The organism is Methanobacterium bryantii (genome assembly GCF_002287175.1).
Lineage (GTDB): Archaea > Methanobacteriota > Methanobacteria > Methanobacteriales > Methanobacteriaceae > Methanobacterium_D > Methanobacterium_D bryantii.
The window spans coordinates 63,707-87,769 of the sequence record NZ_LMVM01000033.1; the positions used below are offsets into that span (position 1 = coordinate 63,707).

A 24,063-nucleotide genomic window follows, 5' to 3' on the forward strand; every position below is an offset into this window, starting at 1 on the left:
GTATCTTGTATGGAAAAAAAAATAGGACTAACCATTATGATGATGGTTGTAGTAATAATGGGAGGATTTGTATATGCAAATATCCCCCAAACTGGAACCCAACAAAATACCGTCGTACCCTCTGGAGCCACAAGCGTTGCATTTGAAAATAATGGAAACTCATGGAAACATGTTGTTGCAGCATTTGATATAACTGATGTAGATGGATCCGTAAAAAAGATATTTGCTGATCTATGGATTAAACCACAGAGCACTGCAACTGTTGATCTAAGCAGTCTTACAGGTCTAAATAACCAACCGCTCCCACAAGGAACTAATGTAAATTTAAAAACATACACTGCTCCTAATGTACCTACCGCTCAGGTTCCACAGGATGTAACAGATAACAAAGTGACCGCAACCGCAGATCCATCTCAGGGTGGAAAATATTTAGCAGCACTTACACCAAGTACCAGTGCAGCCGATCCAGTTGTTGTTACACCAAGAAACACAGTAATAGTCAATGATACAGCATTCAGCATAACTACTGGTGGAGGAGTCTCATTGAGTGGAACAGCAGCAGTACCACTTTGTGCAAATGCTGGAGGAGCAAGTGCTCAAGCACCTACAAACGGCACAGCTGTCGCAACCACGCCGGGAGTAACCGCTTTAGCGCCGCTAAATGGGCCTGTTATTGCAAGTACTCCTAGATTACGCATAGTACTACCACTTTAAAGCCAGAGATATGGATTTGACGCAAAAACATATGGAAATGTCGAAAATAGAATAATCAAAAAATAGTTTTTACCAAACTTCAGTTTGAGTACCAATAAAGTTTTGTAGCCCCAACTATTATGTTTGGGGCGTTTTTTTATTCGATAGAAAATTTAATTAAATTAATGGATCTGTGATATCATGAACCCAAAAGCATACATAATTATTACTGCTTTTATATCTGGATTTTTAATTTTAGGGCTTGGAATCAATACCATCGAAAGTATGTTATTTGACCAAATACCCTATAATTACACATCTTACATTTCAATGCCCCCTAATCATCCTAATGAATCGCATATAGGTGGCTATTATAAAATATATGGAAAAGGACGTGATTTTAATTTCCATATAGTCCTTCCAGGAGCGGAAAATCAGGAAAGTCCGCTTGATTACACTGCAGACGGGCTTAACGGTACTGGTAAAATAAACAATATAAGTATAACTTACGGAACCCTTGTATCCCTTTTATCGGGTGATTTTAAAAATGCCCTTTTCAACACAAAGCTATCAGGTAATTACAGTATGGCATGTGCTGCATGGACGGGTCACGGTAACTTCACAACTAACGGCCAAAATTTCCTCGGAAACTTCAAAATAAACGGGATAAAAACAGACTGGGAAGGAACATTCAACCTAGTCCCGGAAAACAACAGAATGGCACTGAAAGCAGACTACATATGGTACCACCATGCTAATAAAAACGACGGCAGCATTAGAGTAGTTAAAAAGACGTATTATATGTAAAGTCCTATTTTTAAAAATTAAAATGAACTCAATGTTTTTATTTTAACAATTATAGAATCGCATTTATATACTGCATTAAAATTGGAAATATAAACGGCATGATCAGGAACAGAAATGAGTTAGAAATTCCGTGTGAAAGTGTAATACCAAATAGGCTTCCTGTTTTCTGGAAAGCATAACCATAGAACAGAGCTACACTGAACACAAACAGAAGATCTAAAGTTGAATTCCAGCCTATGTGAAGGGCTGTAAAGAGTATTGAAACATACAGTAATCCCCATAGTCTTCCAAGTATCTTTTCTGCATTTTTTTGAAGTATCCCTCGAAACAGGAGCTCTTCTGCAAATCCAGTAGATATTACAAGGATTATACCTGCAAATAGAACTGTTTCTAAATTTAAAGAATAAATCAGAGGTTTTGGCTTCAATATCAAATATTCAATAAACCCTAAAACAACTCCACTTAAAGCTATTGTCAGTTGAAGGGGAATGTTACCTAAAACCAATCCTACTTTTTTCCGGTTAAGTCTTTGAGATCTCATAAGTACAAATGATGCTGCAAACAATGGAACTGCTATTACAGGGAACCAGTAAAGTTCAGTTACCTGCATGAGCGGTATTGTAAGGCCTATAATTCTAATCATTGGCAAAATCATCATAGACCGGAGGAGATAAGAAAATTTAGTGGACTGAGTAAGAGAAGAATTAATTAGAAGAGCAAAAAGAATAAGAGTATGCATTATTAAACCATATTCCACGCTGTAATGTGCAGTTACGATCTCTGCAGCAATAATAAACATTAAATACATGCTAAGTAAGACAATGTCTTTTTTAAAGGACACAAATCGAACTTGTCTATCTTCAATGTCACCTATAACTTTTTTAACCCTGATCTCTCTTTCATGGTTCTCAACATCGAACATTTTCAATCCTTTTTTGTAATTAGGAAGATTTTCATGTTTTTTTGAATCATATGAGTTTATTTTTACACCAAAAGTTGTATTAGCTTCTTTTTTAACCATTAATTCACCTATATGATAATAATACTTTTATTATATTTTTAATTACTATGTATATAAAGTTTACCTTAAAAGTATTATTTAATAATGAACTTATACAGAATTCTGTCAAAATTTTAAACTTTGCATATTTATAAATTGGTTTTTTTAATTTTACCAAGATTAAAAGTATTCAAATTGTATTTATCCAAAAATAAATTAAATTATAAAGTTCTCATTTAAAATCGAATGTCTAAAATAAACACATTTGATAAATATAATGTTTTAAACAGATTTTTTTAAATAATTTAGAATTTTCAAAGAATTTTTGTACTTATTAACTTTTTTAGAAGTTTAAAATAATCAAAAATTAAACTAAACTTTTTTTATAGATTTTTAGAAATAATATTCATTTTTTAAGTTATATTTCCTTAAAAATAGTCTATTTTTAAATATTAAAAAGTTAGTATAATATTCTACCAAATTTTGGATAATAAAAAATTTATATAGTTTAATATACTAATAATATAATAATAATTTAATATATTAAACATAATAACATATTTACAAAACTCTAATATGTTAGTATGTAGTAATAATAAAAAATTATGATTCATGGAAGTCTGGTGATTTAATGAACTGGATAAATAACTTAAAATTGAAAATTAGAAATAATTCAGCAGTTGTTGGCATTGTAGGACTTGGATATGTAGGATTACCTCTTGCAGTTACATTTTCAAAAAAATTCAAGGTTATAGCTTATAACAAGAACAAAAAGAAAACAGAATTATTAAAAAATGGAAAATCATACATAGAAGATGTTAAAAACAATGAAATTAATTTAAAAAATCTATATCCAACAAACAATTATAAAGATCTAAAAAATACTGATTTTATCATTATTGCAGTTCCAACACCATTAAATAAAGATAAAAGCCCAGATTTATCTTATATAAAACAAGCAGGTGAAGAAATTGGAAAAATACTTAAAAAAGGGCAATTTGTAGTCTTAAAAAGCACCACATATCCTGGAACTACAGAAGACTTTTTGTGTCCCATTCTTGAGGAAAAAAGTAATTTAAATGTTACAACCGATTTTGGGATAGCATATTCTCCAGAAAGAGTAGATCCCGGAAATAAAGAATATCGAATTGAAAATACTCCTAATATAGTTGGTGGTTTGACCCCTGAATTTACTGAAATATGTGCAATGTTATTTGAAGGCATCACTGGAGATATTATTAAAGTAGAAAATTGTAAAACAGCTGAAGCAGTAAAAATGATTGAGAACATTTATAGAAATGTTAATATTGCCCTCGTTAACGAACTAGCACTAATTTTTGAAAAAATGGAAATTGACATTTGGGAAACTATTGAAGCTGCCAAGACCAAACCATATGGTTTTACACCTTTTTATCCAGGTCCAGGAGTTGGTGGACACTGTATACCTCTTGATCCTTATTATCTTTCATATAGAGCAAAGCAGTTCGGTATTATTCCAAGATTTATAGAAACAGCAGGAGAAATCAATGATTTCATGCCCATACATACCATAAACTTAGCAAAAAACGCACTTGAAAAATCAGGAAAAAGAATTAGAGATTCCAATGTACTAATCTTGGGTTTAGCCTACAAAGCAAATATTAGTGATACACGAGAATCTCCAGCAATTCAAATTATTGAAGAACTCGTTGAAATCGGGGCAAAATTCAAAGTCTATGATCCCCATTCAGATTCAATAAAAACACGATTTGGAAATTATTATTCAGAAAATAACTTTAAAGAGAGCTTAAACTGGGCTGACTGTATTATAATAGTAACTGATCATGAAGAATTTAAGCAGAATGGAGAATTACTAAACATTATTAAAGATCAGCAGACCATCATTGTCGATACACGAAATATATTAGATTCGATCAAAGAACAGCAAATGTCTCTTGTTAATACAACGAATATAATTGATTCAAATATTGAAAATATTCCATCAGAGAATCCATATTACATAAAATTATAATTGTAAATTTTTTATTCAATCTAAAAAGAGGATTAAAATGGTAAAAAACATAGCAATTATTGGAAGCGGCTATTGGGGTAAAAATTTAGTTAGGAATTTCTCTGAACTTGGTGTCCTTAAAACAATTTGCGATTTGAATAAAGATGTATTAAATGATTTTAAAAAACAGCACCCCGAAGTTCATATTACAACTTCTTTTCAGGAAGTTATAGAAGATCAAGATATAAAGGGAATTGTGGTCTCTACTCCTGCAGCTTTACATTATAAAATGGTAAAGGAAGCTTTAAATTATGGAAAAGATGTATTTGTAGAAAAACCACTTTCTTTAAATGTAAATGAAGGTAAAGAACTGGTTAAAACTGCAGAAAGTAAAGGTAATATCCTGATGGTTGGACATATTCTACAGTACCACCCAGCCGTCCTTAAACTTTATGAAATGATAAAAAACGGCGAATTAGGTAAAATTCAGTATATCTATTCCAATCGTTTGAACTTAGGTAAATTCAGGACAGAAGAGAACATATTATGGAGTTTTGCGCCCCATGACATTTCTGTAATCTTAATGTTTTTAAATGAAATGCCTAAAAGCTTAACATCACATGCAGGTGCTTATTTAAGTAAAGATATAGCAGACGTTACTTTTACCACCATGGAATTTCACAGCGGTGTAAAAGCTCATATTTTTGTAAGCTGGCTCCACCCTTATAAGGAACAGAAACTGGTGGTGGTTGGCAGTAAAAAAATGGCTGTATTTAATGATGTTTCAGACGAAAAACTCATTTTATATCCCCATGAGATAGAATGGATAAATAGGATCCCTGTGCCTCGGATGAAAGATGCAATGGTAGTAAAAACAAAAATGAGCGAACCATTAAAGGAAGAATGTAAACATTTTATAGAATGCATAAAATCCAGAAATGATCCAAAAACAAGTGGAAGAGAAGGTCTTCAAGTACTTGAAATTTTAGAAGCCAGCCAGAAATCACTTGAAAATAATGGTAAAACCGTATTAATCCATGAAAATTCTTATTTTTCCCACTCTACTTCCATTGTAGATCAACCCTGCAACATAGGTAAAGGAACGAAAATCTGGCACTTTTCACATGTAATGACTGGAGCAAAAATAGGGGATAACTGTAACATTGGACAGAATGTGATGATTGCTCCAGATGTAGTTATCGGGAATGATGTTAAAATACAAAATAATGTTTCAGTTTATACTGGCGTTAAAATAAATAATAATGCTTTTCTTGGACCATCTATGGTTTTTACAAATGTTAAAAATCCTCGGAGTTTTATATCTCGAAAAAATGAATTTAAAGAAACATTAGTAGGAGAGGGTGCATCCATTGGTGCTAATGCTACCATTGTATGTGGAAATACCATTGGTAATTATGCTTTTATTGGAGCAGGGGCAGTTGTGACTAAAAATATACCCGATTATGCGCTTGCTGTCGGAAATCCTGCTAGAATCACAGGTTGGATTTGTGAATGCGGACTTAAATTAAACTTTTTTAATAACAAGGCAGTCTGCAGTTGTGGAAGCAGGTATGAAAAAATAGAGGATAATATTAAAAAAATGAAATTTCTCTCTGAAGTTGTAAAAGAGAATAAAAAAGAGAAAACAATGTGAGGCAAAGTTAAGATGAAAATTCCATTTTTAGACCTGAAAAGGCAATATAATACAATAAAAGGAGAGGTAAATGAGTCTATTGGAACTGTATTAGATTCACAAAAATTCATTCTTGGAGAAGAAGTTGAAGAATTCGAAGATAATATGAGAAAATACTGCAAATGCAAGGATGCAATAAGCGTTGCAAGTGGTACTGATGCATTACTTCTATCCATTAGGGCCCATGATATTTCTGGAAGCGTGCTAACATCCACATTCACCTTTTTTGCAACAGCTGGAGCAATACATAATTCTGGTGCAAACCCTAAATTTGCAGATATAAAACCTGAAACATTCAATGTGGACCCTGAAAAAATAAGAAAAAACCTCCAGGATGATGAAAGTATAAAAGCAGTTTTGCCAGTACATCTTTTTGGTAAACCTGCTGAAATGAATGAAATTATGGAAATAACAGAAGATAATGATTTAACAGTGATAGAAGATGCAGCTCAGACACTCGGTGCCGAGTATAGGGGGAAAAAAGTTGGATCTACAGGAACAGCATGCTTCAGTTTCTTCCCTTCCAAGAATCTCGGGGGATTTGGAGATGGTGGGTTAATAACAACTAATGATGACGAACTATCAGAAAAAATAAGGACACTCCGAGTTCATGGAGCAAAACCAAAATATTATCACCATGTTATTGGTTATAACAGCAGATTAGATGCTATTCATGCAGCTGTTTTAAACGTGAAGTTAAAATATCTGGATAAATGGGTTCAAAAAAGGATTAATAATGCCAAAACTTATAATAACGCTTTAAAACATGTTGAAAATTTAGAATTACCCCAAATATCAAATAATGAGAAACATTCATTTAACCAGTACACAATTAAGGTAAAAAAGGGTTTAAGGGACAACCTTAAAGATTTCCTGCAAAACAAGGGCATAAACACTGCAGTATATTATCCTTTACCATTACATTTACAGCCCTGCTTTTCTTCATTAAACTGCAAAAAAGGAGATTTTACAAATGCTGAACTGGCAAGTAAAGAAGTCCTTTCGTTGCCTGTTTTTCCAGAATTAGAAAAAGAAGAGATTGAATATACAATTGACAGTATTTCTGAATTTTTCAATGATAAATAATGGAGATCAAAATGAAAATTGTTACAATATTAAGAGATAGACCCCAATTTATCAAAGCTGCATTATTATCTAAAGAATTAAGAAAAAAAAACCCGGAGATTACTATTTCTACTGGGCAGCAGTGTAATGCAGAAATCATAGATATCCCTTTTAATCAGATTCCCCACATGAATATAATTTTGAAATGCCAGATGAACTCCAAAAATGATTCTTTCTGCTATAAAGTTTACTAAAGAGGTAATAATATGAAAATATGTTTTCTTGCAAATTCAGAAAGTATCCACATTCAACGATGGATTAAATATTTCACAGATACCGGTCATGAAGTACACATAATATCAGATAGTTCCAATGATAAAATTAACATTGAAAACGTAATATTCCATCAACTTAAAAATATCAATTCAAATAGAAACACGGTGACGTTCTATATAACCTTGATAATCAATATTGTATATGTTAATTATCTAATAAAGAGTATTAAGCCAGACATTCTCCATGCACATTATGTTATATACTACGGGTTTTATGGAGTTTTAACTTCTTTTCATCCTTTAATCATATCTGTTTGGGGTAGCGATGTTTTAAAAGTGCCAGATGAGTCCATAATAGCAAAGTACATAATTCGTTATACTCTTAAAGGTGCAGATAAGATCACTACTACTGCTGAATTTATGAGAGATCACCTATTTGATAACTTTAAACTAGCAAAAGAAAAAATCATTAGAATTCCATGGGGAATAAATACCAACATTTTTTATCAAAGGTACAGTTCTAAAGAAAAAGAATTAAAAGAATATTTAGAAATAGGAGATGCTGAAACAGTTGTTATCAGCAACAGGAGCATGGCCCCACAATATAATATTGATAAAATTATTGAAGCTATCCCTTATGTTCTAAAATCAAATTCCAATACTGTTTTTGTGTTTATAAAGGGTTACGGTACCACTAATTTTGAAAAAAAAATGAGATTGAAGGCTCGAAAATTAAATATCACAAACAACATTCGTTTTATTTCAAAGAATATAACACCTAAAGAAATGGCTACCTATCTTAACATTTCCAACATGTTCATTTCAATAACAAAAACAGATCAATTTGCAAGTAGCATTATGGAAGGAATGGCATGTGGATTGGTCCCTATTGTAAGTAATATTAATGTTTACCACCAATATCTATCAGATAATAGTAATGCACTATTTGTTAATCCAGATAATCCACAGGATTTAGCGGAAAAAATAATTTATTGTATTAATAATCCTGAAATAAAGGAGAATTTTTATAAAATAAACAAAGAAATCATTGAAAAACATGAAAATTGGGATAAAAATGCTCGAAAGATGGAAAAATTATATGAAGAAATGCTAAAAGAAGGAGAAGTTAAAGATGAAATGGAAAATCCCATTGTTCAAAATATATCAGGATGATGATGATATCCAAAGTGTAACAAATATTATCAAGAATGGTTCTCATTGGGCAGATGGAAGAGAAATCCAGCTATTTGAAAATGAAATTTCCCAGTATCTTGGAAGAAAATACGCTGTGACATTTAATTCTGGAACTTCAGCTCTGCATACTCTCCTTTTAGCTCATGGTATTAAAAATAACGATGAAATAATAGTTCCATCTTTTACATTTATCTCAACGGCTAATGCTCCTCTTTTTGTTAAAGCAAAACCTGTTTTTGCAGAAATTGAAGATAAAACATATGGATTAGATCCTGAAGATGTTAAAGAAAAAATTAATCCCAAAACTAAAGCAATTATCCCTATTCATTATGGGGGTAGCCCCTGTTTAATACGTGAATTAAAAGAGATTGCTGATGATTATAATGTTTTACTCATAGAAGATACTGCAGAATCACTTGGGGCAAAAATAAAAGATAAAAAATTAGGGAGCTTTGGAGATTCCGCCATACTTAGTTTTTGCCAGAATAAAGTAATTTCTACAGGTGAAGGAGGGGCAGTTGTAACAGATTCAAAAGAAATCTATGACAAATTAAAATTAATAAGATCACACGGAAGGTTAGATGCTCAAGATTACTTCTCTTCAACCAATTACATGGATTACATAACTTTGGGATACAATTTTAGAATGCCTACCATGTGTGCAGCACTGGGTTTATCACAGCTAAAGAAAATAGACTCTATAATTAAAATGAGAAGGAGTAATTCATCCTATTTAACAAAAAAATTGTCAAAAAATGGCATAACTATACCAAAAAGTCCATCAGATTATTATAATGTTCATCAACTATTTACAATAAGGATTGAAGAACAAAGGGATGAGTTAATGGAATATATGTCAAATAAAGGTATAATGACTAAAGTATATTTTTCTCCAGTTCATTTAACTCATTTTTATCAAAAAAAGTTGGGATATAAAATTGGAGATTTGCCTGTTACTGAGAAGGTATCCAATCAAGTACTGTCTTTGCCAATGTATCCCACATTGACAAAAAGAGAAATGGATTATATTGCCGAAAATATTGAAAAATTTTTGAAGGTAAAATAATGAAGGACAAATTAAGGAAAAAGACTGTTTTAGTTACTGGTGGAACAGGATCAATAGGTACAGAGATAGTCAAACAAGTTCTAAGTTATGATGCATCCAAAGTCATAGTTTTCAGCAGAGATGAAATAAAACACTTTTCATTAAAGAAAAATTTAACAGATGATCGACTTGAAACCGTCATTGGAGATGTAAGAGACTATCGTAGCGTTCAGCGAGTATTTAATGATTTTGATATCGACCTCATTTACCATGCAGCTGCAATGAAACACGTTGTTGTATGCGAAGATTTTCCAATAGAAAGTGTCCGAACTAATGTTTTAGGAACACAAAATATGGTAGACCTGGCAACAAAGTACGGAATCCCAAAGATGATCAACATCAGCACAGATAAATCAGCGTATCCTGTTAACGTGATGGGTGCAACTAAATTTATTGCAGAAAGAATCGTACTTAATGCAAATTTTTCTTGTGTTAGATTTGGTAATGTTGCTAACTCTCATGGTTCAGTAATTCCCATCCTCCTAGAGAATCTTTTAAACGGGAAACCAATAAACATAACTAATCCCAATGCAACCCGATTTATTATGGAAATTCCGGATGCAGTCAATCTTGTAATGGAAGCTACCAAATATGCTCAGGGTGGAGACCTATTTATTCTAAAAATGAAGGCATTTAAACTAGGAGACTTGCTAGATGTAATTTTGCATAAGATCGCTCCAAGATTGAATATACCCGAGGAAAATATTAAAGTAAATATGATTGGTCTGGTTGATGGTGAGAAACTTCATGAAGGTTTGGTTAACAGTACAGAATCCCAATTTCTCTTCGAGCTAAACAACACTTATGTAATTTTAAAAGACAAAGAAAAAGCCCTAAAATATGAAGATACAAGAAAAATAAATTCATTTAAATACACTTCCAATGAGGTGGATTTAATTTCAAAAAGCGAAATAGAGAAGATTGTAATTAATTACTTTAAAAAAGACAGTATGAGGGAGAAATTATGGGAATATCTAACAAATTACTCCAAAAAATATGTTGTCCAACATGCAACGGAGATTTATTAAGTGACGAATTAAACATGCTTCAGTGTAATGACTGTGGAAAATTGTTCCAAATCATCAATGGTATACCCTTATTTACAAATGAAAAATCAGCATATGACAATTTATATAATCAAATCGACTTTCATAAACATCCATTTGGGCATAATATAGATTATGCTGCCTGGAGAAAGGGAAAAATAAATAAAGAAATTGTAAAGTACTTAGAAAAAGGATCAGTTTTAGATGATGGAGGGGGGTATGGTTATTTAAAAGAATTTCTTGGAAAGGAAAATACATATTACAATATGGAGTACAGCTATGAAATACTGAATTATGATACCAGCCATTTAAAATCTGTCGGAAAAGGAGAAGAATTACCATTCAAGGATGCTATTTTTGATAATATAGTAAGCGGCGATGTACTTGAACACGTGTATAACAAAGTAAAATACCTTGAGGAAACATACAGGGTGTTAAAACCTGGAGGAATATTTATTTTAAATACACCACGAACAGAATGGATTGAATCTTATAAAAAATCTATCTGGTTTTGGATTCCTTATTTGGGCCATGTAACAAACAGAATCAAATACCTGTTTAGAGATAAAATAAATTTAAAAACTCCAGAAGGCGTTGTTGACATACCCAGCAATGAAGTATGGTTACGTAATAAATTAGAAACGATTGGTTATCAAATAATTGTCCAGAAACGAACTGATAACCATCTTCCAGGCCTTTCCAATAAATTCTGGAGAAAGTTCGCAGATGCATTTATAAATCCAGAAAAGATGGGGCATTGTGTCTTTTTTGTTTGTAAAAAAGAGTGAATATGGAGGATAAATATTGACAAACGAAAACACATGTGAAAATTTAAAAGATAAACTAAAGAAGTGTGGAAACAACGTTAAAATATACCCTCTTTCAAAGATTATAAGGCCCGAAGTCATAGAAATAGGAAATAATTCAATGATTGATGATTTTAGCTTCATAAATGGAGGTAAAAGGATTAAAATTGGCAAATATGTCCATATTGCATCTTTTGTAAGTATTATTGGTGGTGGAGAACTAAAACTAGGTGATTATACTGTTTTAGCATGCGGTTCTAGAATATTGACTGGAACTGATACATATCACGGGGGAAAAAGAATGTCTACAGCATTGCCACTTGAACAAAGAAATGTAATTAGAGGTAAAGTTGAAATAAAAAAGGATGCATTCGTTGGGACCAATGCAGTTATTCATCCCAATGTGAAGATTGGAGAAGGGGCAGTAATTGGCAGTTGCAGCCTTGTAACTAAAGATATTGAACCATGGAGTATTAACGTTGGAGTCCCCTGTAAAAAGATAGGATACAGGCCTGATGTTACTGTTGAAGATATATAACTTACATTTGTAGAATGGTATCATGAATTTAAAAACATTATTCCTTCGTTATATGGGTAAGATACCCGATCGAGCCGAAAGATTAGAAAGTTACATAGACAATTTCAAAAAAATGGGCGTAAAAATTGGAAAAAATGTGGATATGTATGAGGTTTCAATAGACAGCCTATTTCCATTTCTAGTTGAAATAGGAAATAACTGTATAATAACAGGAGGAACTAAAATATTAGCCCATGATGCTTCTTTGAGTCTATTCACAAATCAATACAAGGTAGGTAAAGTTACAATTCATGATAACGTATTCATCGGAATGGACGCCGTTATAATGCCTGGTGTTGAAATTGGGCCAAATGTTATAATTGGAGCTAACTCGGTCATTACAAAGACAGTTCCTCCAGATTCAGTTGTAGCAGGAGCGCCCGCAAGGCATATATGCACTATTGACGAATTTTTGGATAAACACAAACCTGAAATACACCATAATACCGAAATCATCATAGTTGACTCTCCAAAACTAAGTAACGATCAAGAAGTAATAAAGTTTAGGAAATATGTTAAAAACATAGTAAACCAATAAAAATTTAATTATATCAATTTCTAAGCTAATATAAGTATTTATATATTAAAATATGGAATTTAAACTGTTTATAGATTAAATAGTAATTGATAAAACCATTCTGTATTTATAAATAATTATTAGGCGAACTAAATGAAATTTATAAAAAACGTCCTTTTAACATTTTCTGTCCAGTTAATAGCAGTGATCTTGGGAATAATTATTTCAGTCATTTTAGCTAGAACGCTTGGACCAGAAAAAGTAGGGATATATTCAATAGTCATACTGATATTCACACTTTTAAGTACATTTGGAAACCTTGGAATTGCTATATCCAATACATATTATGGTGTAAAAAAAAGATATACCTGGAGTGAAATAGCTTCAAACTCATTGATATCATCATTTTTGCTTGGAATAATCATTCTAGCAGCCCTTTTACTATTTTATTATTTCAATCCATCACCATTTGAAAACCTCGATCCAGGTCTTTTATTAATAGCTTCGATAACGATGCCTTTCATCCTTTTAATGTTATATTTCCAAAATATTTTATTGGGTCAAAACAGGATAGAAGAGTACAACTTTACAAATATCACCCAAAGCATCATCTACCTATCACTGATTGTTATACTCATTTTAGTTGTACATGGAGATTTAGGGGCAGTAATTGCTTCATGGACTGTATCCTATGTAACTGCATCCATTATACCTGTAATACTGGTTTATAGATCTACGAAATTTAAATTACATTTTAATTTAAACCTTTTCAGTAAAAGCGTGAAATTTGGTTTACAAAGCTATTTGGGTAATGTAATCCAGTTTTTTAATTACAGGATAGACATGTTCTTAATTGAGATACTATTAAACTTTACAAGTGTCGGTTACTATTCTATATCAGTCGGGCTTGCAGAATCATTATGGTACTTGCCCAGTGCTGTAGGTACCATGGTATTTGCAAGAACTCCTGGTTTAAGTGAAAAAGAAAGGAATAAATCAACTCCTCAAGTTTGCCGTAACACATTGTTTGTAACTATAATACTTGCTACAGTTCTATTTTTTACCGGGAAATATATAATATTAATTTTGTTTGGTTTGCAATATTTGCCAGCACTTACACCTTTATGGGCACTTATTCCAGGAATAATTGCTTTAAGTATCTGTAAAGTTTTGAGCAATGAAATAACAGGTCGTGGAAAGCCATTAATAATTACTTATGCATCTGTTATATCTTTAATTGTTAATATTCCCCTGAATATAATTTTTATCCCACAAATGGGAATTACAGGGTCTGCTTTAGCTTCCAGCATATCTTACACTGCTGCTACATTAATAGTTTTAGCAAAATTCATTAAAATATCAAATAGCACAATTTCGGAAACATTAATTATAAAAAAACAGGACATTAAGCTTTATAATGAATTTTTATTGAAAATAGGAGAAGTTGTCCAAATTAGATTTAAAAAATTATTTCAAAATATTAATTCTTATTTTATTTAATTTTTCTTCGTGATGATAAATAACCAAGCATTTTTCTTATTCACTGTTAAAAACATTTACACAATTTTAAATATAAATAAGGTATTAATATATCAACTACCCTCTCCAAAAAAGAGCCTTAAAAAGATCTCAAATGATGCAATATGAAGTATTTTCAAAGCATTGTCCCCTTCTCCTTTTTCATGCTCAGATATTAACTTTTGAATATATTTTTGATTTAAATATTTTTTTGAGACTGTTTTTTCAGTCAGTAACAATTCTTTAAAATAATTTTTCCAATTTTCATTGACTCTAAACCACTGGCTAAAATTAAGGTAACCTCTTTTATTTGGAAGGAAAATTTTTCCAGGGAATAATCTATTAATTAGCATCTTCAACCCTTCTTTTTTTAGGTGATAGTAACTTCCCAATGCCCATAAAATTAAGGGGTAATCCGCCCGGACCATTGTTAAATTATAATGAATTTTAGACAATTCAGGTGAAAGTTTAATTAAAAATTTACGGTATAACCTGTGATAAAAACGTGATTCAGGAGGTATTTTTGATATTAATTCCATCAGATTATTATCATATGTAGGTACAGAATTTTCCATTATGGTCCTAATTAGTACATGAGACATTAAAACATATCTCCTAACTCGATTTTTAAGGAGGAATATATCCGAATGGTTTGCTTTATCCTTTTCATTAATCCTGTTAAATTCTTTTTTAAAACTGTCTAAGCTTTTATAATCATTATAACCTTTAATTAACAGTTCATCTAGTTCATGATCATTGAAGAGTGTTGTTATTTCAACCAATAGATTTAATATGTTCACGTTGCTTTCACTATTAATCATTTTTTTATCCAGAAGAGATCCTAAATAACTTCCCCCTAAAGTTAAATCTAAAGCAAGACCATCAAATATTACATCAATCTTATCTTTCATAATCTTAAAAAGAGGAATAATATAACTGTAACCTATATAAACCAGCCCATCAGAGTAATATACCATATTTTGAGCATTTTCGATAATCATCTCAGGAGTAATATCTAATGTATTGATGTTTAAGCCTACTTTTTTAGAAACCTTTTTTGCGATTTTAGCCTCATCACAATCTTCAGGGCCAAATGTAAAGAGTATAACTTCCTTTCGTTTATCTATGTCCATTGCAGCCAAAATAACCCTTGAATCTAATCCTCCACTTAAAGATAAACCGTAACTATAATCATTTTCCATTCGGGTTTCAACAGCATTCTTCATGGTTGATATAAGTTCTTCAATAAATTCATCTTCAGATTTACTGTAATCCGGTTCATAATCATAGTCCCAGTATTGATCAATGGATAAGTCTTTACCATCATAAACCATAATTGATGCAGGGGGTAAAAGATAAATATCTTCAAAAAATGTTCTATCACCTAAAATAGTGCTAAAATTAAACCAGTCAATTACAGATTCATATTTTAATTTCTTTTTAAGTTGAGGATATTCCAGTATTGCTTTTACCTCAGAGGCAAAGATAAAAGTTTCCCTAAAGAAATAATATAACGGCCTAAGACCATATCTATCATTAAAAATAAATAATTTCTCTTTTTTAAGATCTAATATAATAAAAACAAATGATCCATTCAATTTTTTAACGAATTCTTTACCATATTTTTCAAAAGAATATAAACAGTATTCAGCATCATTTTTGTATTTAAACCGGTATCCATCATATTCTAACTTTTCCATATCTTCATTGTAATCATATATTTTTCCATCAAAAAAAATGCATAAAGAACCATCACTGTTAAAAACAGGTTGTTTTTCTGGATTGAAAGTATCAAGATGTACTCTAGCTAACTCAAAAGAGGAATTAATGTACTTATCTACCTTATAAAAGCTTTCATGCATTATTGAATCTATCATTTTTTCTATGATGTTTTCATTTGTTTCTTTTATAGAATTTTTATGGATGAAACCCAGTAATCCCGGCATATTCTCACCTGCGGTATATCGCCGAATTTATTAATGATTTAAATATATAGACATCTTCTTCTGTAATAAAAATTTTAAATATCCCTATTAAATAAAGTGTCAAAATTATAGAGCCTACTATAACTGTACTTAAAAATAATGTCCCTGCTTTAAATAATATTAAAGCAAAAATAACTACCCCCATCATCTTCAAAAACCAGTTGACATCTACTTTAATTGATAAATGTTTAACAGTGAAAAATAGATTAAGAAAAGCGCCGCCTGACAAAGATATCATAGATGATATCGCTGCCCCCATTATATCAAAGTGAGGAATCAGTATAATATCTAAAATAACATTTATTGACATCATTAAAGCGGTTATCTTAAAGGTTAAATTTGCTTTTCCTATACTAATTAATGCCCCACTTATCGGTTGAGCAATACTCCCCCTTATTACCGTCCCTATAAGTAATATCTGCAAAGGAATGACGGCATAAAGATAGTTAGATTTATACAATATATTTATTATATCCGTTGCAAAAAATCCAACCATTAATCCTAAAAATACTAAAATAACTGTAGAATATTTCATAGTTTTATCCATCATCGTATTAATTGCGGTTTTATTGTTCTTTCCCCAATATTCAGATGTGGCAGGATAAGTTATTTTTTGTATAGATAGAGGAATTATCCAAAAGAAATTGCTCAAACCAACAGCTACACTATAAAAACCTACAGATGATGAAATTAAAAGAATCCCCACTAAAATAATGTCCATCTGATTGTTTATTTCATTTAATGCACTTGTTGACAAAATTCTAGCACCGTAATTCAACAATATTTTTGTTGTCTCTTTATATAGTTTAAATGTAAATTCAAAATAGTTTCTACAGCAGGTGATTAAAAAAATACTTAAAATAATAGAAGATACTAAAATTCCAATTACTGCACCTGTACTTCCCCACCCGTTGTAAACAAAAAATACAGTTATGATGGTCATGGCAATATTTTGAACAATGATGCCAATGCCATACAATTTCATTTTTCTCAAACCATTTAAAAAGGACAATAAAACATTATTTAAAAGAGTAAATGGAAATGAAAACACCAGTATTTTTATCAAAATCTCCAGTTTTGGCATTTTAAATACATAAGCAATTAATCCTGAAGAAAAATAAAATAGAAAGATAAAAATTATTCCCAGAATTATACAGGTTATTATACTTGAAGATGTGTACTGATCAATTTTAAATTTATCATCTTTGTATTCGGCCAAATATTTTATCATTGCAGGAGGAATACCAATTGCACAAATCAGTGTGGCAATGGAATTGAATGTTAATGCTTCTCTATATACTCCTAAATCACCAGGTCCAAGATATCTAGCTAAAAAGATTGATAATACAAAACCTATTATAGTTATAAGCATGGTTGCAAGGAAGGTTACACCGACATCAAAAACAAATTTTTTTGTTTCATTCATTTAATCACAATTTAATATCACTAAAATTCATTTTAAGCTTGCAAACTTAGTTTTTTTTAATAATAATATTAAAAACATCCGAAAACCTTTTGGCCATCTCCTTATGACTGTATTTATCTATTTCTTCAGAAATTCCATTATAACTAACTTTTCCACTGGATTTAAATTCAGAATATGCCCTAAATATTTCTTCTTTTATTTCATCTATATCATTTAAACTAGTACCTGCACTAGTTTTTGCAAGTAATTCATCGACTACTCCCCCTTTGTAACCTATAGAAATTATTGGCCTTTTTGAAGCAAGATATTCAAAAATTTTACCTGTAAAAACTCCTTCTTCATGGGGATTATCCCACATCAATAATAACAACATTTGAGATCTCCATTCCCTTTTAATTACTTCATCTCTTGGAATAGGCCCATGTATATTAACTATATCCACTATATCATGCTTTTCTACCATTTCCCTAAGCAGATCCTCATCAGGCCCAAAAAAATTAATTTCAAAATCAGTTATATTTATCTTATTTTCCAGATTTAATTGCTTAATTGCATCAAATAGAATTCCAGGATCTCTTTTGCCATTCCATAAGCCTCCAGCATAAGTTATACTGAATTTTTCTGTTAAAGGAATTCCTGGATTGACATTCTCTGGATCAAAACCATTTGGAATTATAAATATATCTTCATGAGCTTTATGTAACTTTCTCAAAATTTTAGCTAAAGGTTTAGAAACTATTATTAAACAATTGGCTTTGGTTAATGTTTTTATTTCTAGCCGTTTTTCCAATAATTTGCGTGGAAAAAAATTACTATAACTATAATAACTATATTGTGTCCATAAATCACGCATATCTGCTACCCATGGGATTCCATGCTTTTCTTTTAAACTTTTAGCAATTGAATGGGGAGTTACTGGAGGAAAAGAGCTAACTATTACATCCACATCTTGATTTTTCAGCAGATCATCTGCGGCCTGCATCGCTGGATAATACCAGTACTTTTGTATATCAGGATATAAAAAAAATGCATCCCATAGATATCGGATAATCTTTATAACTAAATTACTGTTCTCATTTACATTCTTAAGTAGGCCAGGTAATTTTTTTATATAGTAACTATCATCATAAGGCACAGTTACTACCTTAAATTTATTTAATTCTGGAGATGGTTTATTTGTCAATACAATAGGTTCCCATCCAAAATAAGGCAAATATTTAATAAGTCCTCCCATCCGAATTGTACCTACAACGGCACCGTGCTTATAATGGATTATTAAAACTTTCATATTAGTATTTTATCAATCATGACATAAATTATTATGGTAATTTAATATAATAATATATTTAAGCTAATTTATTCGAAGTATATGACTAAAAATTAGAAATATCAGTTAAATCACCTAAAAAATGCAAAAATTTAAATTAACAATGTAAAATTAGACTATATAACCTTAAATTACATTCTAAAATATATATACAATCCAAAAATAAGTAATTGATATAATTAAATAACTAAGAGGGATAAATAAACAATTATATTCTTAATTAAACATAGATTTATTTTTTTAAGTTTTATAAAGTTAAATTATAATTATATTTATTTTTATACAACGTGAATTAAAATTTAACGCTTTTTAAGTTTTTAAATTGAATTAAATTATTTAAATTTACACCTAATTAAAAAAAATATTCTTTTTTTTATATTAAAAAAATTTATATATTTTAATATACTAATAATATAATAATAACTATTAATAATAATTAAAAAATAGATTTACAGTCATCCCATAGGAAGAATTATTATAAAAATCATTAAAATTGCAATTTTAGACATTAAAACTGCCATAAAATCACTAAAAACGTTATAAGCTGTTAATATGGGATTAAAACAATTTAAAAAAATAAATAAAACTCTTAAATCTAGTATAAACTTAAAATAGTCAAAATTTAAAAAATACATAATTCTAAAATTTATAATGATACCTCGAGAGTATAAAGTTGATAAAATGAATTGTAAAATATGTAATAATTCTCAAAATAATAAAATTTACAAAATTAAAGAGATGATGTTCAACTCAGGAGAATCTTTCGAGTATTTAGAATGTTCACACTGTGGTTGCCTCCAAATAACTCATGTGCCACCAAATATAGAAAAATACTATTCTGGAAAATATTATTCATTCAAAAGAAATTATAACAAATTTTTGAAACACACACTAACCACCAAAAGAGATGAATATGCGTTATTTAAAAAAAATTTTTTAGGTAAACTACTTTATAAGAGATATCCCCACGATTTATTGTTTAACATTGGCAAATGTAACCTAAAATATGATTCAAAAATATTAGATGTCGGTTGTGGCTCAGGTAACCTTTTATACTCCTTAAAAAATGCAGGATTTGGAAATTTAGTTGGTATTGATCCTTATTTGAAAAAAGAAATTACATCTCCCCGTCTTAAAATCGTTAAAAAAGAGATTCAAGAGATGTCTGAAAAATTTGATTTAATTATATTCAGCCATTCACTAGAACATATGGACAAACACGCCGAGATAATACAAAAAATTTCAAATATTTTAAATGATGGAGGTTACTGCATCGTTAGTATGCCCCTAAAAACAGATTACATCTGGGATTTATACGGCACTAATTGGGTCCAGATAGATGCTCCACGCCATATCCTTATTCACAGCTTTAAAAGTTTTAGTACAATAATAAAAAATGCCAATTTGAATGTAAAAAGTGTAGAATTTAACTCTAACGAATTTTTATTTTGGGGTAGTGAACAGTATAAAAGGAATATTCATTTAGAAGCTGAAAATTCCTATGCAAATAACCCTAAAGGAAGTATTTTTACAGGAAAACAAATCAAAGAATTCAAAGATAATGCAGATAATTTAAATAAAAGAAATTCAGGGGATCAGGCAATTTTTATTTTGGAGCAATGAATATGAGCTCAAAAGTGTCCATTATCATCCTTAACTGGAACGGATGGAAAGATACTATAGAATGTTTAGAATCTCTTTATCAAATAGATTACCCTAATTATGAAGTAATTCTCATCGATAACAATTCCAGTGATAATTCTATAACAAAGATCAGAGAATACTGCGCAGGTAACATAAAAGTAGAATCCCCTTTCTTCCAGTATAATCCAGAAAATAAACCTATAACCATTACAGAGTACACTAATAACAAACTTAAATCCGTAGACAAATTAGATGAAAATTTTCAGAATTTATCTTGTACTAAACTAACTTTAATAAAAAATGATAAAAATTACGGTTTTACGGAAGGTAATAATATTGGAATAAGATTTGCACTTGATAAGTTAAATTCAGATTATATCTTACTTTTAAACAATGATACTGTAGTGGACAAAGAATTTTTAAGAAAAATGGTAAATACAGGAAATAATAACCCTGAAATTGGAATTCTTGGATCTGCAATATACTGGTACAACAATAGAAATATGATCCAATCTGCTGGTGCAAACTTATCCTTTAAAACTGGAAAACAGTATATTTTAGGCAGGAATCAAATAGATTCAGGACAATTTAATGGAATATTAGATGTTAATTATGTTTCTGGATGTGCACTCCTAATAAAAAGTATGGTAATTGACAAAATTGGACTTTTAAATGGAACATATTTTTTATACTGGGAAGAAACTGATTGGTGCATTCGGGCGCGTAAAAATGGTTTTAAGGTATGTTGTATCCCACAGGCAAAAATATGGCATAAGGAATCCAGCTCTGCAAACAAAGTTATGGATTATTATTTTACCAGAAATACATTCCTATTTATGAAACAATATACTAACACGTCCCAATTCGGCATATTCATACTTTACTTTTTTGGATTTAGATTCTGGTTTAAAATAGGGGCATATATCTTATATTATAAAAATATAAATTTATTATTCTGTTTTTTTAAAGGAGTTAAAGAAGGACTATTCATCCAAAATAAACATTAGATCCGCCATTATCATAAATCTTATTATAACTTGAAGTAATTACATTTAGAGGCAAGTATCTTTGGTTAGTAACTATATTGGCTCCTTCCATTTGGTTAACACGTATACGTTTTTCTTTAAGGTTATATGACCCTAAAAATACATATGAGTTTTTATTAATTAAATCCAGATAAAATGGGACTTGTCCAACATTATTTAGTATACTATAAAGTAAATAAATTCTAATTACATCTGCATATACTATATGACCTCTATTTCTATAATTATTAATCCATTCAGTACCACTTAACTCCATATTATTAAATACAGGGGAATCATAGGATTGTTGTATCGATATTGAAGAGGAATGTTCTTCTCCACCAATGTAGTAAGCTAACCCTGAATCAAAAAATAAAAATATGACCAAAAAAAGGGATATTATTTTTAATTTATTTTCATTTTTTATTTTGACCTTTAAAAAATTAAATAAGTCTAATAATTTCAAGAATCCAATTATGGCAAATGGGGCTAAAAAAATAATACCAATATGGAACAATCGAGATGTATTAAGTTGATTGGAAAAATAAGGAACAACAACTCCTGCAATAAGCATTCCTAAAACAGCAGCACTTATTAACAGGTATTCTTTAGTAAAATTCATTTTATCTTTAAATAAAGTTGCCAGTACACCTACAGCAATTGAAAATTGAATAATTAAGTATAGTAACTTATTTATTTCAGCTAAAAAAAATGCTTGTTGAGTTATAACTACACTTAATCCTTGAGATGTATTGGGTTCTATAATACTTAAAAGATTAGAAGTAATTTGATTTCCTATTTGCACCAGAGATACAAAACAAGAGGACCCAGAACTGTACATATACCACGACAGAACAGAACTGATGAAAAATATTACAAATGTTGCAGTTAATTTGGTATTATAACCAGACGAAATAGTTGTATTCGGATTTCTAAATCTTTTTATATAATTTACAGCATAAAATATCACCAAATAGGCTACAAACAACAAACACAAAATATATGATAACCCATAATGAGAAACTACCAAAGAAAAACTGAATAAAATTAATAACAGTGAACCTTTAGTATTGCGTAGATCTTTATTTATTAGTATTAACAGGATCAATACAAGAAATAATTCAGCAATTTCTTGTTTTGTTATGGAAACAATTTCTGTATAAAAAGTGAATGTTGCCATAAAAAAGAAAGTAGCTAAAAAAGAGATTTTATTGCTGGTTTGTTTCTGGAATATCTGATATAAACCTAAAGGAACTAATGAAAATAAAAAAGGATAAACAACCTTATATATCCAGACAAGTGAAATACCGCTGATATTTGATAATACTGGAGCCAGAATAGAAACACTTAATATTGAATTTATATTGCTCTGGACTGTAGTATTCCATATCAAATTATGAAGTACAATATTCGCTGTGTAATATTCTACATTAATATCCCATCCCCATATATACATTGAAATTAGTGATTGATGTAATAAAAGAGAAATTGAAATGCTAAAAATTGCTAAAGGATATAAATCTAGCGAAAATCCTTTATTAAAGCTTACCAATAACAATATGGAGCAGATTATAATTATTAATGAAATTAAAATAATATTATTATTATAAAAATTCATTAAATACGTTCCAAAAACGCTTATAAATGGTAAAAGAATTAAAAATAGTGCAGATGGATTTAATAAATATTTTTTGCTTATATAGTCTAAATTATCATTATAGCTGAAATTTCTAAAGTACATCCTAATGTTTGTAAACGGTATAAAAAATAACATGTTAAATACGTTTAACGAAGGTTTTTTCTTTGTATTATCTGTTTTATAATGATTTTTATCTTTTAAAATACATAAGATACATAATGCAGTTGTAAAAACTAAAAAAGTACAGATCAAACATTCTTTTGAAAGTGGCTGTAATATACCAAGTATAGGGTATATCATATTCACAAATAGTCCTATAAACATTGCTGCCATTACACTTAAGCCTGTAACAAATAAAACATTTTCAATGTTACTTTTAATTTCAGATAATCCCATAATTCGCAAAATCAGCATTCCAGGTACAAATAAAATATAAATAACAGCCATAAATTCTTTAATTATAGGCATATTTATGCCAGCATAATCTAAAAATGTTAAACCAAGAAATCCAATCTGAATTAATAAAATGACCATAATGAAATTTTTAATTTTCCAGTTATTTATTTGAAATACGCCATCCATACTATCATACCATTAAACAGTTTTATTTCATATTAAAAGTGATATTAAATTCCTATAACTTTTTATAAGCTGCCATACAGTAGGATATTTGCATCCTTAAGAAAAAAATTTAAACACATTTTTATTAATAATACTCACCATTAAATTCT

20 protein-coding genes are annotated in these 24,063 nt (G+C 29.9%); 15 read left to right on the forward strand and 5 right to left on the reverse strand.

Annotated elements, in window-relative coordinates; translation table 11 throughout:
* Window positions 1–9: 9 nt before the first annotated feature.
* Window positions 10–714, forward strand: coding sequence for a hypothetical protein (locus tag ASJ80_RS10970; protein ID WP_069584119.1), 705 nt, complete (start codon window positions 10–12; stop codon window positions 712–714).
* Window positions 715–894: 180 nt separating this feature from the next.
* A complete protein-coding gene (locus ASJ80_RS10975) occupies window positions 895–1,500 on the forward strand; it encodes a hypothetical protein (protein ID WP_069584118.1) in 606 nt (201 codons plus the stop codon).
* A 49-nt stretch (window positions 1,501–1,549) separates the two neighbouring features.
* Here ASJ80_RS10975 and ASJ80_RS10980 read toward each other — a convergent pair whose 3' ends face one another.
* Window positions 1,550–2,521, reverse strand: coding sequence for a CPBP family intramembrane glutamic endopeptidase (locus ASJ80_RS10980; RefSeq protein WP_095652085.1), 972 nt, complete (start codon window positions 2,519–2,521; stop codon window positions 1,550–1,552).
* A 610-nt stretch (window positions 2,522–3,131) separates the two neighbouring features.
* Here ASJ80_RS10980 and ASJ80_RS10985 point away from each other — a divergent pair.
* The 11 genes from ASJ80_RS10985 (at window position 3,132) to ASJ80_RS11035 (ending at window position 14,268) form a co-directional block, all read left to right on the forward strand.
* Entirely contained in the window at window positions 3,132–4,511 is a 1,380-nt protein-coding gene (locus ASJ80_RS10985) for a nucleotide sugar dehydrogenase (protein ID WP_069584117.1), read from the forward strand.
* Between the two features lie 37 nt (window positions 4,512–4,548).
* Window positions 4,549–6,144 (forward strand): Gfo/Idh/MocA family oxidoreductase, encoded by a 1,596-nt coding sequence (locus ASJ80_RS10990; protein ID WP_069584116.1) that lies wholly within the window; start codon window positions 4,549–4,551, stop codon window positions 6,142–6,144.
* A 12-nt stretch (window positions 6,145–6,156) separates the two neighbouring features.
* Window positions 6,157–7,269 (forward strand): DegT/DnrJ/EryC1/StrS family aminotransferase, encoded by a 1,113-nt coding sequence (locus ASJ80_RS10995; protein ID WP_069584115.1) that lies wholly within the window; start codon window positions 6,157–6,159, stop codon window positions 7,267–7,269.
* Between the two features lie 11 nt (window positions 7,270–7,280).
* Window positions 7,281–7,502 carry a hypothetical protein gene (locus ASJ80_RS11000; protein WP_069584114.1) on the forward strand — a complete coding sequence of 74 codons (222 nt, stop codon included), beginning with the start codon at window positions 7,281–7,283 and terminating at the stop codon, window positions 7,500–7,502.
* 12 nt (window positions 7,503–7,514) lie between these two features.
* Entirely contained in the window at window positions 7,515–8,696 is a 1,182-nt protein-coding gene (locus tag ASJ80_RS11005) for a glycosyltransferase family 4 protein (RefSeq protein WP_069584113.1), read from the forward strand.
* Entirely contained in the window at window positions 8,656–9,783 is a 1,128-nt protein-coding gene (locus ASJ80_RS11010) for a DegT/DnrJ/EryC1/StrS family aminotransferase (RefSeq protein WP_069584112.1), read from the forward strand. The genes ASJ80_RS11005 and ASJ80_RS11010 overlap by 41 nt, the downstream gene beginning before the upstream one ends.
* Entirely contained in the window at window positions 9,783–10,850 is a 1,068-nt protein-coding gene (locus tag ASJ80_RS11015; protein WP_069584111.1) for an SDR family NAD(P)-dependent oxidoreductase, read from the forward strand. The genes ASJ80_RS11010 and ASJ80_RS11015 overlap by 1 nt, the downstream gene beginning before the upstream one ends.
* The gene (locus ASJ80_RS11020; protein WP_069584110.1) at window positions 10,787–11,656 is read left to right on the forward strand and encodes a methyltransferase domain-containing protein; all 870 of its coding nucleotides are present in this window, start codon (window positions 10,787–10,789) and stop codon (window positions 11,654–11,656) included. Before ASJ80_RS11015 ends, ASJ80_RS11020 begins: the two co-directional genes overlap by 64 nt.
* A 16-nt stretch (window positions 11,657–11,672) precedes the next feature.
* Window positions 11,673–12,212, forward strand: coding sequence for an acyltransferase (locus ASJ80_RS11025; protein ID WP_069584109.1), 540 nt, complete (start codon window positions 11,673–11,675; stop codon window positions 12,210–12,212).
* A 22-nt stretch (window positions 12,213–12,234) separates the two neighbouring features.
* Window positions 12,235–12,789, forward strand: a complete 555-nt coding sequence (locus tag ASJ80_RS11030; RefSeq protein WP_083240983.1) for an acyltransferase — start codon at window positions 12,235–12,237, stop codon at window positions 12,787–12,789.
* Between the two features lie 132 nt (window positions 12,790–12,921).
* Window positions 12,922–14,268, forward strand: a complete 1,347-nt coding sequence (locus tag ASJ80_RS11035; RefSeq protein WP_069584108.1) for a flippase — start codon at window positions 12,922–12,924, stop codon at window positions 14,266–14,268.
* Between the two features lie 92 nt (window positions 14,269–14,360).
* Here ASJ80_RS11035 and ASJ80_RS11040 read toward each other — a convergent pair whose 3' ends face one another.
* Genes ASJ80_RS11040 through ASJ80_RS11050 form a run of 3 tightly spaced genes read right to left on the reverse strand, consistent with a single transcriptional unit; the run spans window position 14,361 to window position 18,985 of the window.
* On the reverse strand, window positions 14,361–16,232 hold the full coding sequence (locus ASJ80_RS11040; RefSeq protein ID WP_069584107.1) for an asparagine synthetase B family protein: 1,872 nt from the start codon (window positions 16,230–16,232) through the stop codon (window positions 14,361–14,363).
* A 4-nt stretch (window positions 16,233–16,236) separates the two neighbouring features.
* The gene (locus tag ASJ80_RS11045; protein WP_069584106.1) at window positions 16,237–17,697 is read right to left on the reverse strand and encodes a flippase; all 1,461 of its coding nucleotides are present in this window, start codon (window positions 17,695–17,697) and stop codon (window positions 16,237–16,239) included.
* A 46-nt stretch (window positions 17,698–17,743) separates the two neighbouring features.
* Window positions 17,744–18,985 carry a glycosyltransferase gene (locus ASJ80_RS11050; protein WP_069584105.1) on the reverse strand — a complete coding sequence of 414 codons (1,242 nt, stop codon included), beginning with the start codon at window positions 18,983–18,985 and terminating at the stop codon, window positions 17,744–17,746.
* Window positions 18,986–19,705: 720 nt separating this feature from the next.
* On the opposite strand from ASJ80_RS11050, the gene ASJ80_RS11055 reads away from it, so the two are divergent.
* A complete protein-coding gene (locus tag ASJ80_RS11055) occupies window positions 19,706–20,647 on the forward strand; it encodes a class I SAM-dependent methyltransferase (RefSeq protein ID WP_069584103.1) in 942 nt (313 codons plus the stop codon).
* Window positions 20,648–20,649: 2 nt separating this feature from the next.
* Window positions 20,650–21,675 (forward strand): glycosyltransferase family 2 protein, encoded by a 1,026-nt coding sequence (locus ASJ80_RS11060; protein WP_069584102.1) that lies wholly within the window; start codon window positions 20,650–20,652, stop codon window positions 21,673–21,675.
* Here the strand turns inward: ASJ80_RS11060 and ASJ80_RS11065 are convergent.
* Window positions 21,656–23,866, reverse strand: a complete 2,211-nt coding sequence (locus ASJ80_RS11065; protein ID WP_179288749.1) for a DUF2206 domain-containing protein — start codon at window positions 23,864–23,866, stop codon at window positions 21,656–21,658. The genes ASJ80_RS11060 and ASJ80_RS11065 overlap by 20 nt on opposite strands.
* Between the last annotated feature and the right edge of the window lie 197 nt (window positions 23,867–24,063).

Bases quoted from the DNA above. Each gene is read 5' to 3' on its own strand.
- ASJ80_RS10970 (WP_069584119.1), top strand. From the start codon at position 10: ATGGAAAAAAAAATAGGACTAACCATTATGATGATGGTTGTAGTAATA.
- ASJ80_RS10975 (WP_069584118.1), top strand. From the start codon at position 895: ATGAACCCAAAAGCATACATAATTATTACTGCTTTTATATCTGGATTT.
- ASJ80_RS10980 (WP_095652085.1), bottom strand. From the start codon at position 2,521: ATGGTTAAAAAAGAAGCTAATACAACTTTTGGTGTAAAAATAAACTCA.
- ASJ80_RS10985 (WP_069584117.1), top strand. From the start codon at position 3,132: ATGAACTGGATAAATAACTTAAAATTGAAAATTAGAAATAATTCAGCA.
- ASJ80_RS10990 (WP_069584116.1), top strand. From the start codon at position 4,549: ATGGTAAAAAACATAGCAATTATTGGAAGCGGCTATTGGGGTAAAAAT.
- ASJ80_RS10995 (WP_069584115.1), top strand. From the start codon at position 6,157: ATGAAAATTCCATTTTTAGACCTGAAAAGGCAATATAATACAATAAAA.
- ASJ80_RS11000 (WP_069584114.1), top strand. From the start codon at position 7,281: ATGAAAATTGTTACAATATTAAGAGATAGACCCCAATTTATCAAAGCT.
- ASJ80_RS11005 (WP_069584113.1), top strand. From the start codon at position 7,515: ATGAAAATATGTTTTCTTGCAAATTCAGAAAGTATCCACATTCAACGA.
- ASJ80_RS11010 (WP_069584112.1), top strand. From the start codon at position 8,656: ATGAAATGGAAAATCCCATTGTTCAAAATATATCAGGATGATGATGAT.
- ASJ80_RS11015 (WP_069584111.1), top strand. From the start codon at position 9,783: ATGAAGGACAAATTAAGGAAAAAGACTGTTTTAGTTACTGGTGGAACA.
- ASJ80_RS11020 (WP_069584110.1), top strand. From the start codon at position 10,787: ATGGGAATATCTAACAAATTACTCCAAAAAATATGTTGTCCAACATGC.
- ASJ80_RS11030 (WP_083240983.1), top strand. From the start codon at position 12,235: ATGAATTTAAAAACATTATTCCTTCGTTATATGGGTAAGATACCCGAT.
- ASJ80_RS11035 (WP_069584108.1), top strand. From the start codon at position 12,922: ATGAAATTTATAAAAAACGTCCTTTTAACATTTTCTGTCCAGTTAATA.
- ASJ80_RS11040 (WP_069584107.1), bottom strand. From the start codon at position 16,232: ATGCCGGGATTACTGGGTTTCATCCATAAAAATTCTATAAAAGAAACA.
- ASJ80_RS11045 (WP_069584106.1), bottom strand. From the start codon at position 17,697: ATGAATGAAACAAAAAAATTTGTTTTTGATGTCGGTGTAACCTTCCTT.
- ASJ80_RS11050 (WP_069584105.1), bottom strand. From the start codon at position 18,985: ATGAAAGTTTTAATAATCCATTATAAGCACGGTGCCGTTGTAGGTACA.
- ASJ80_RS11055 (WP_069584103.1), top strand. From the start codon at position 19,706: ATGAATTGTAAAATATGTAATAATTCTCAAAATAATAAAATTTACAAA.
- ASJ80_RS11060 (WP_069584102.1), top strand. From the start codon at position 20,650: ATGAGCTCAAAAGTGTCCATTATCATCCTTAACTGGAACGGATGGAAA.
- ASJ80_RS11065 (WP_179288749.1), bottom strand. From the start codon at position 23,866: ATGGTCATTTTATTAATTCAGATTGGATTTCTTGGTTTAACATTTTTA.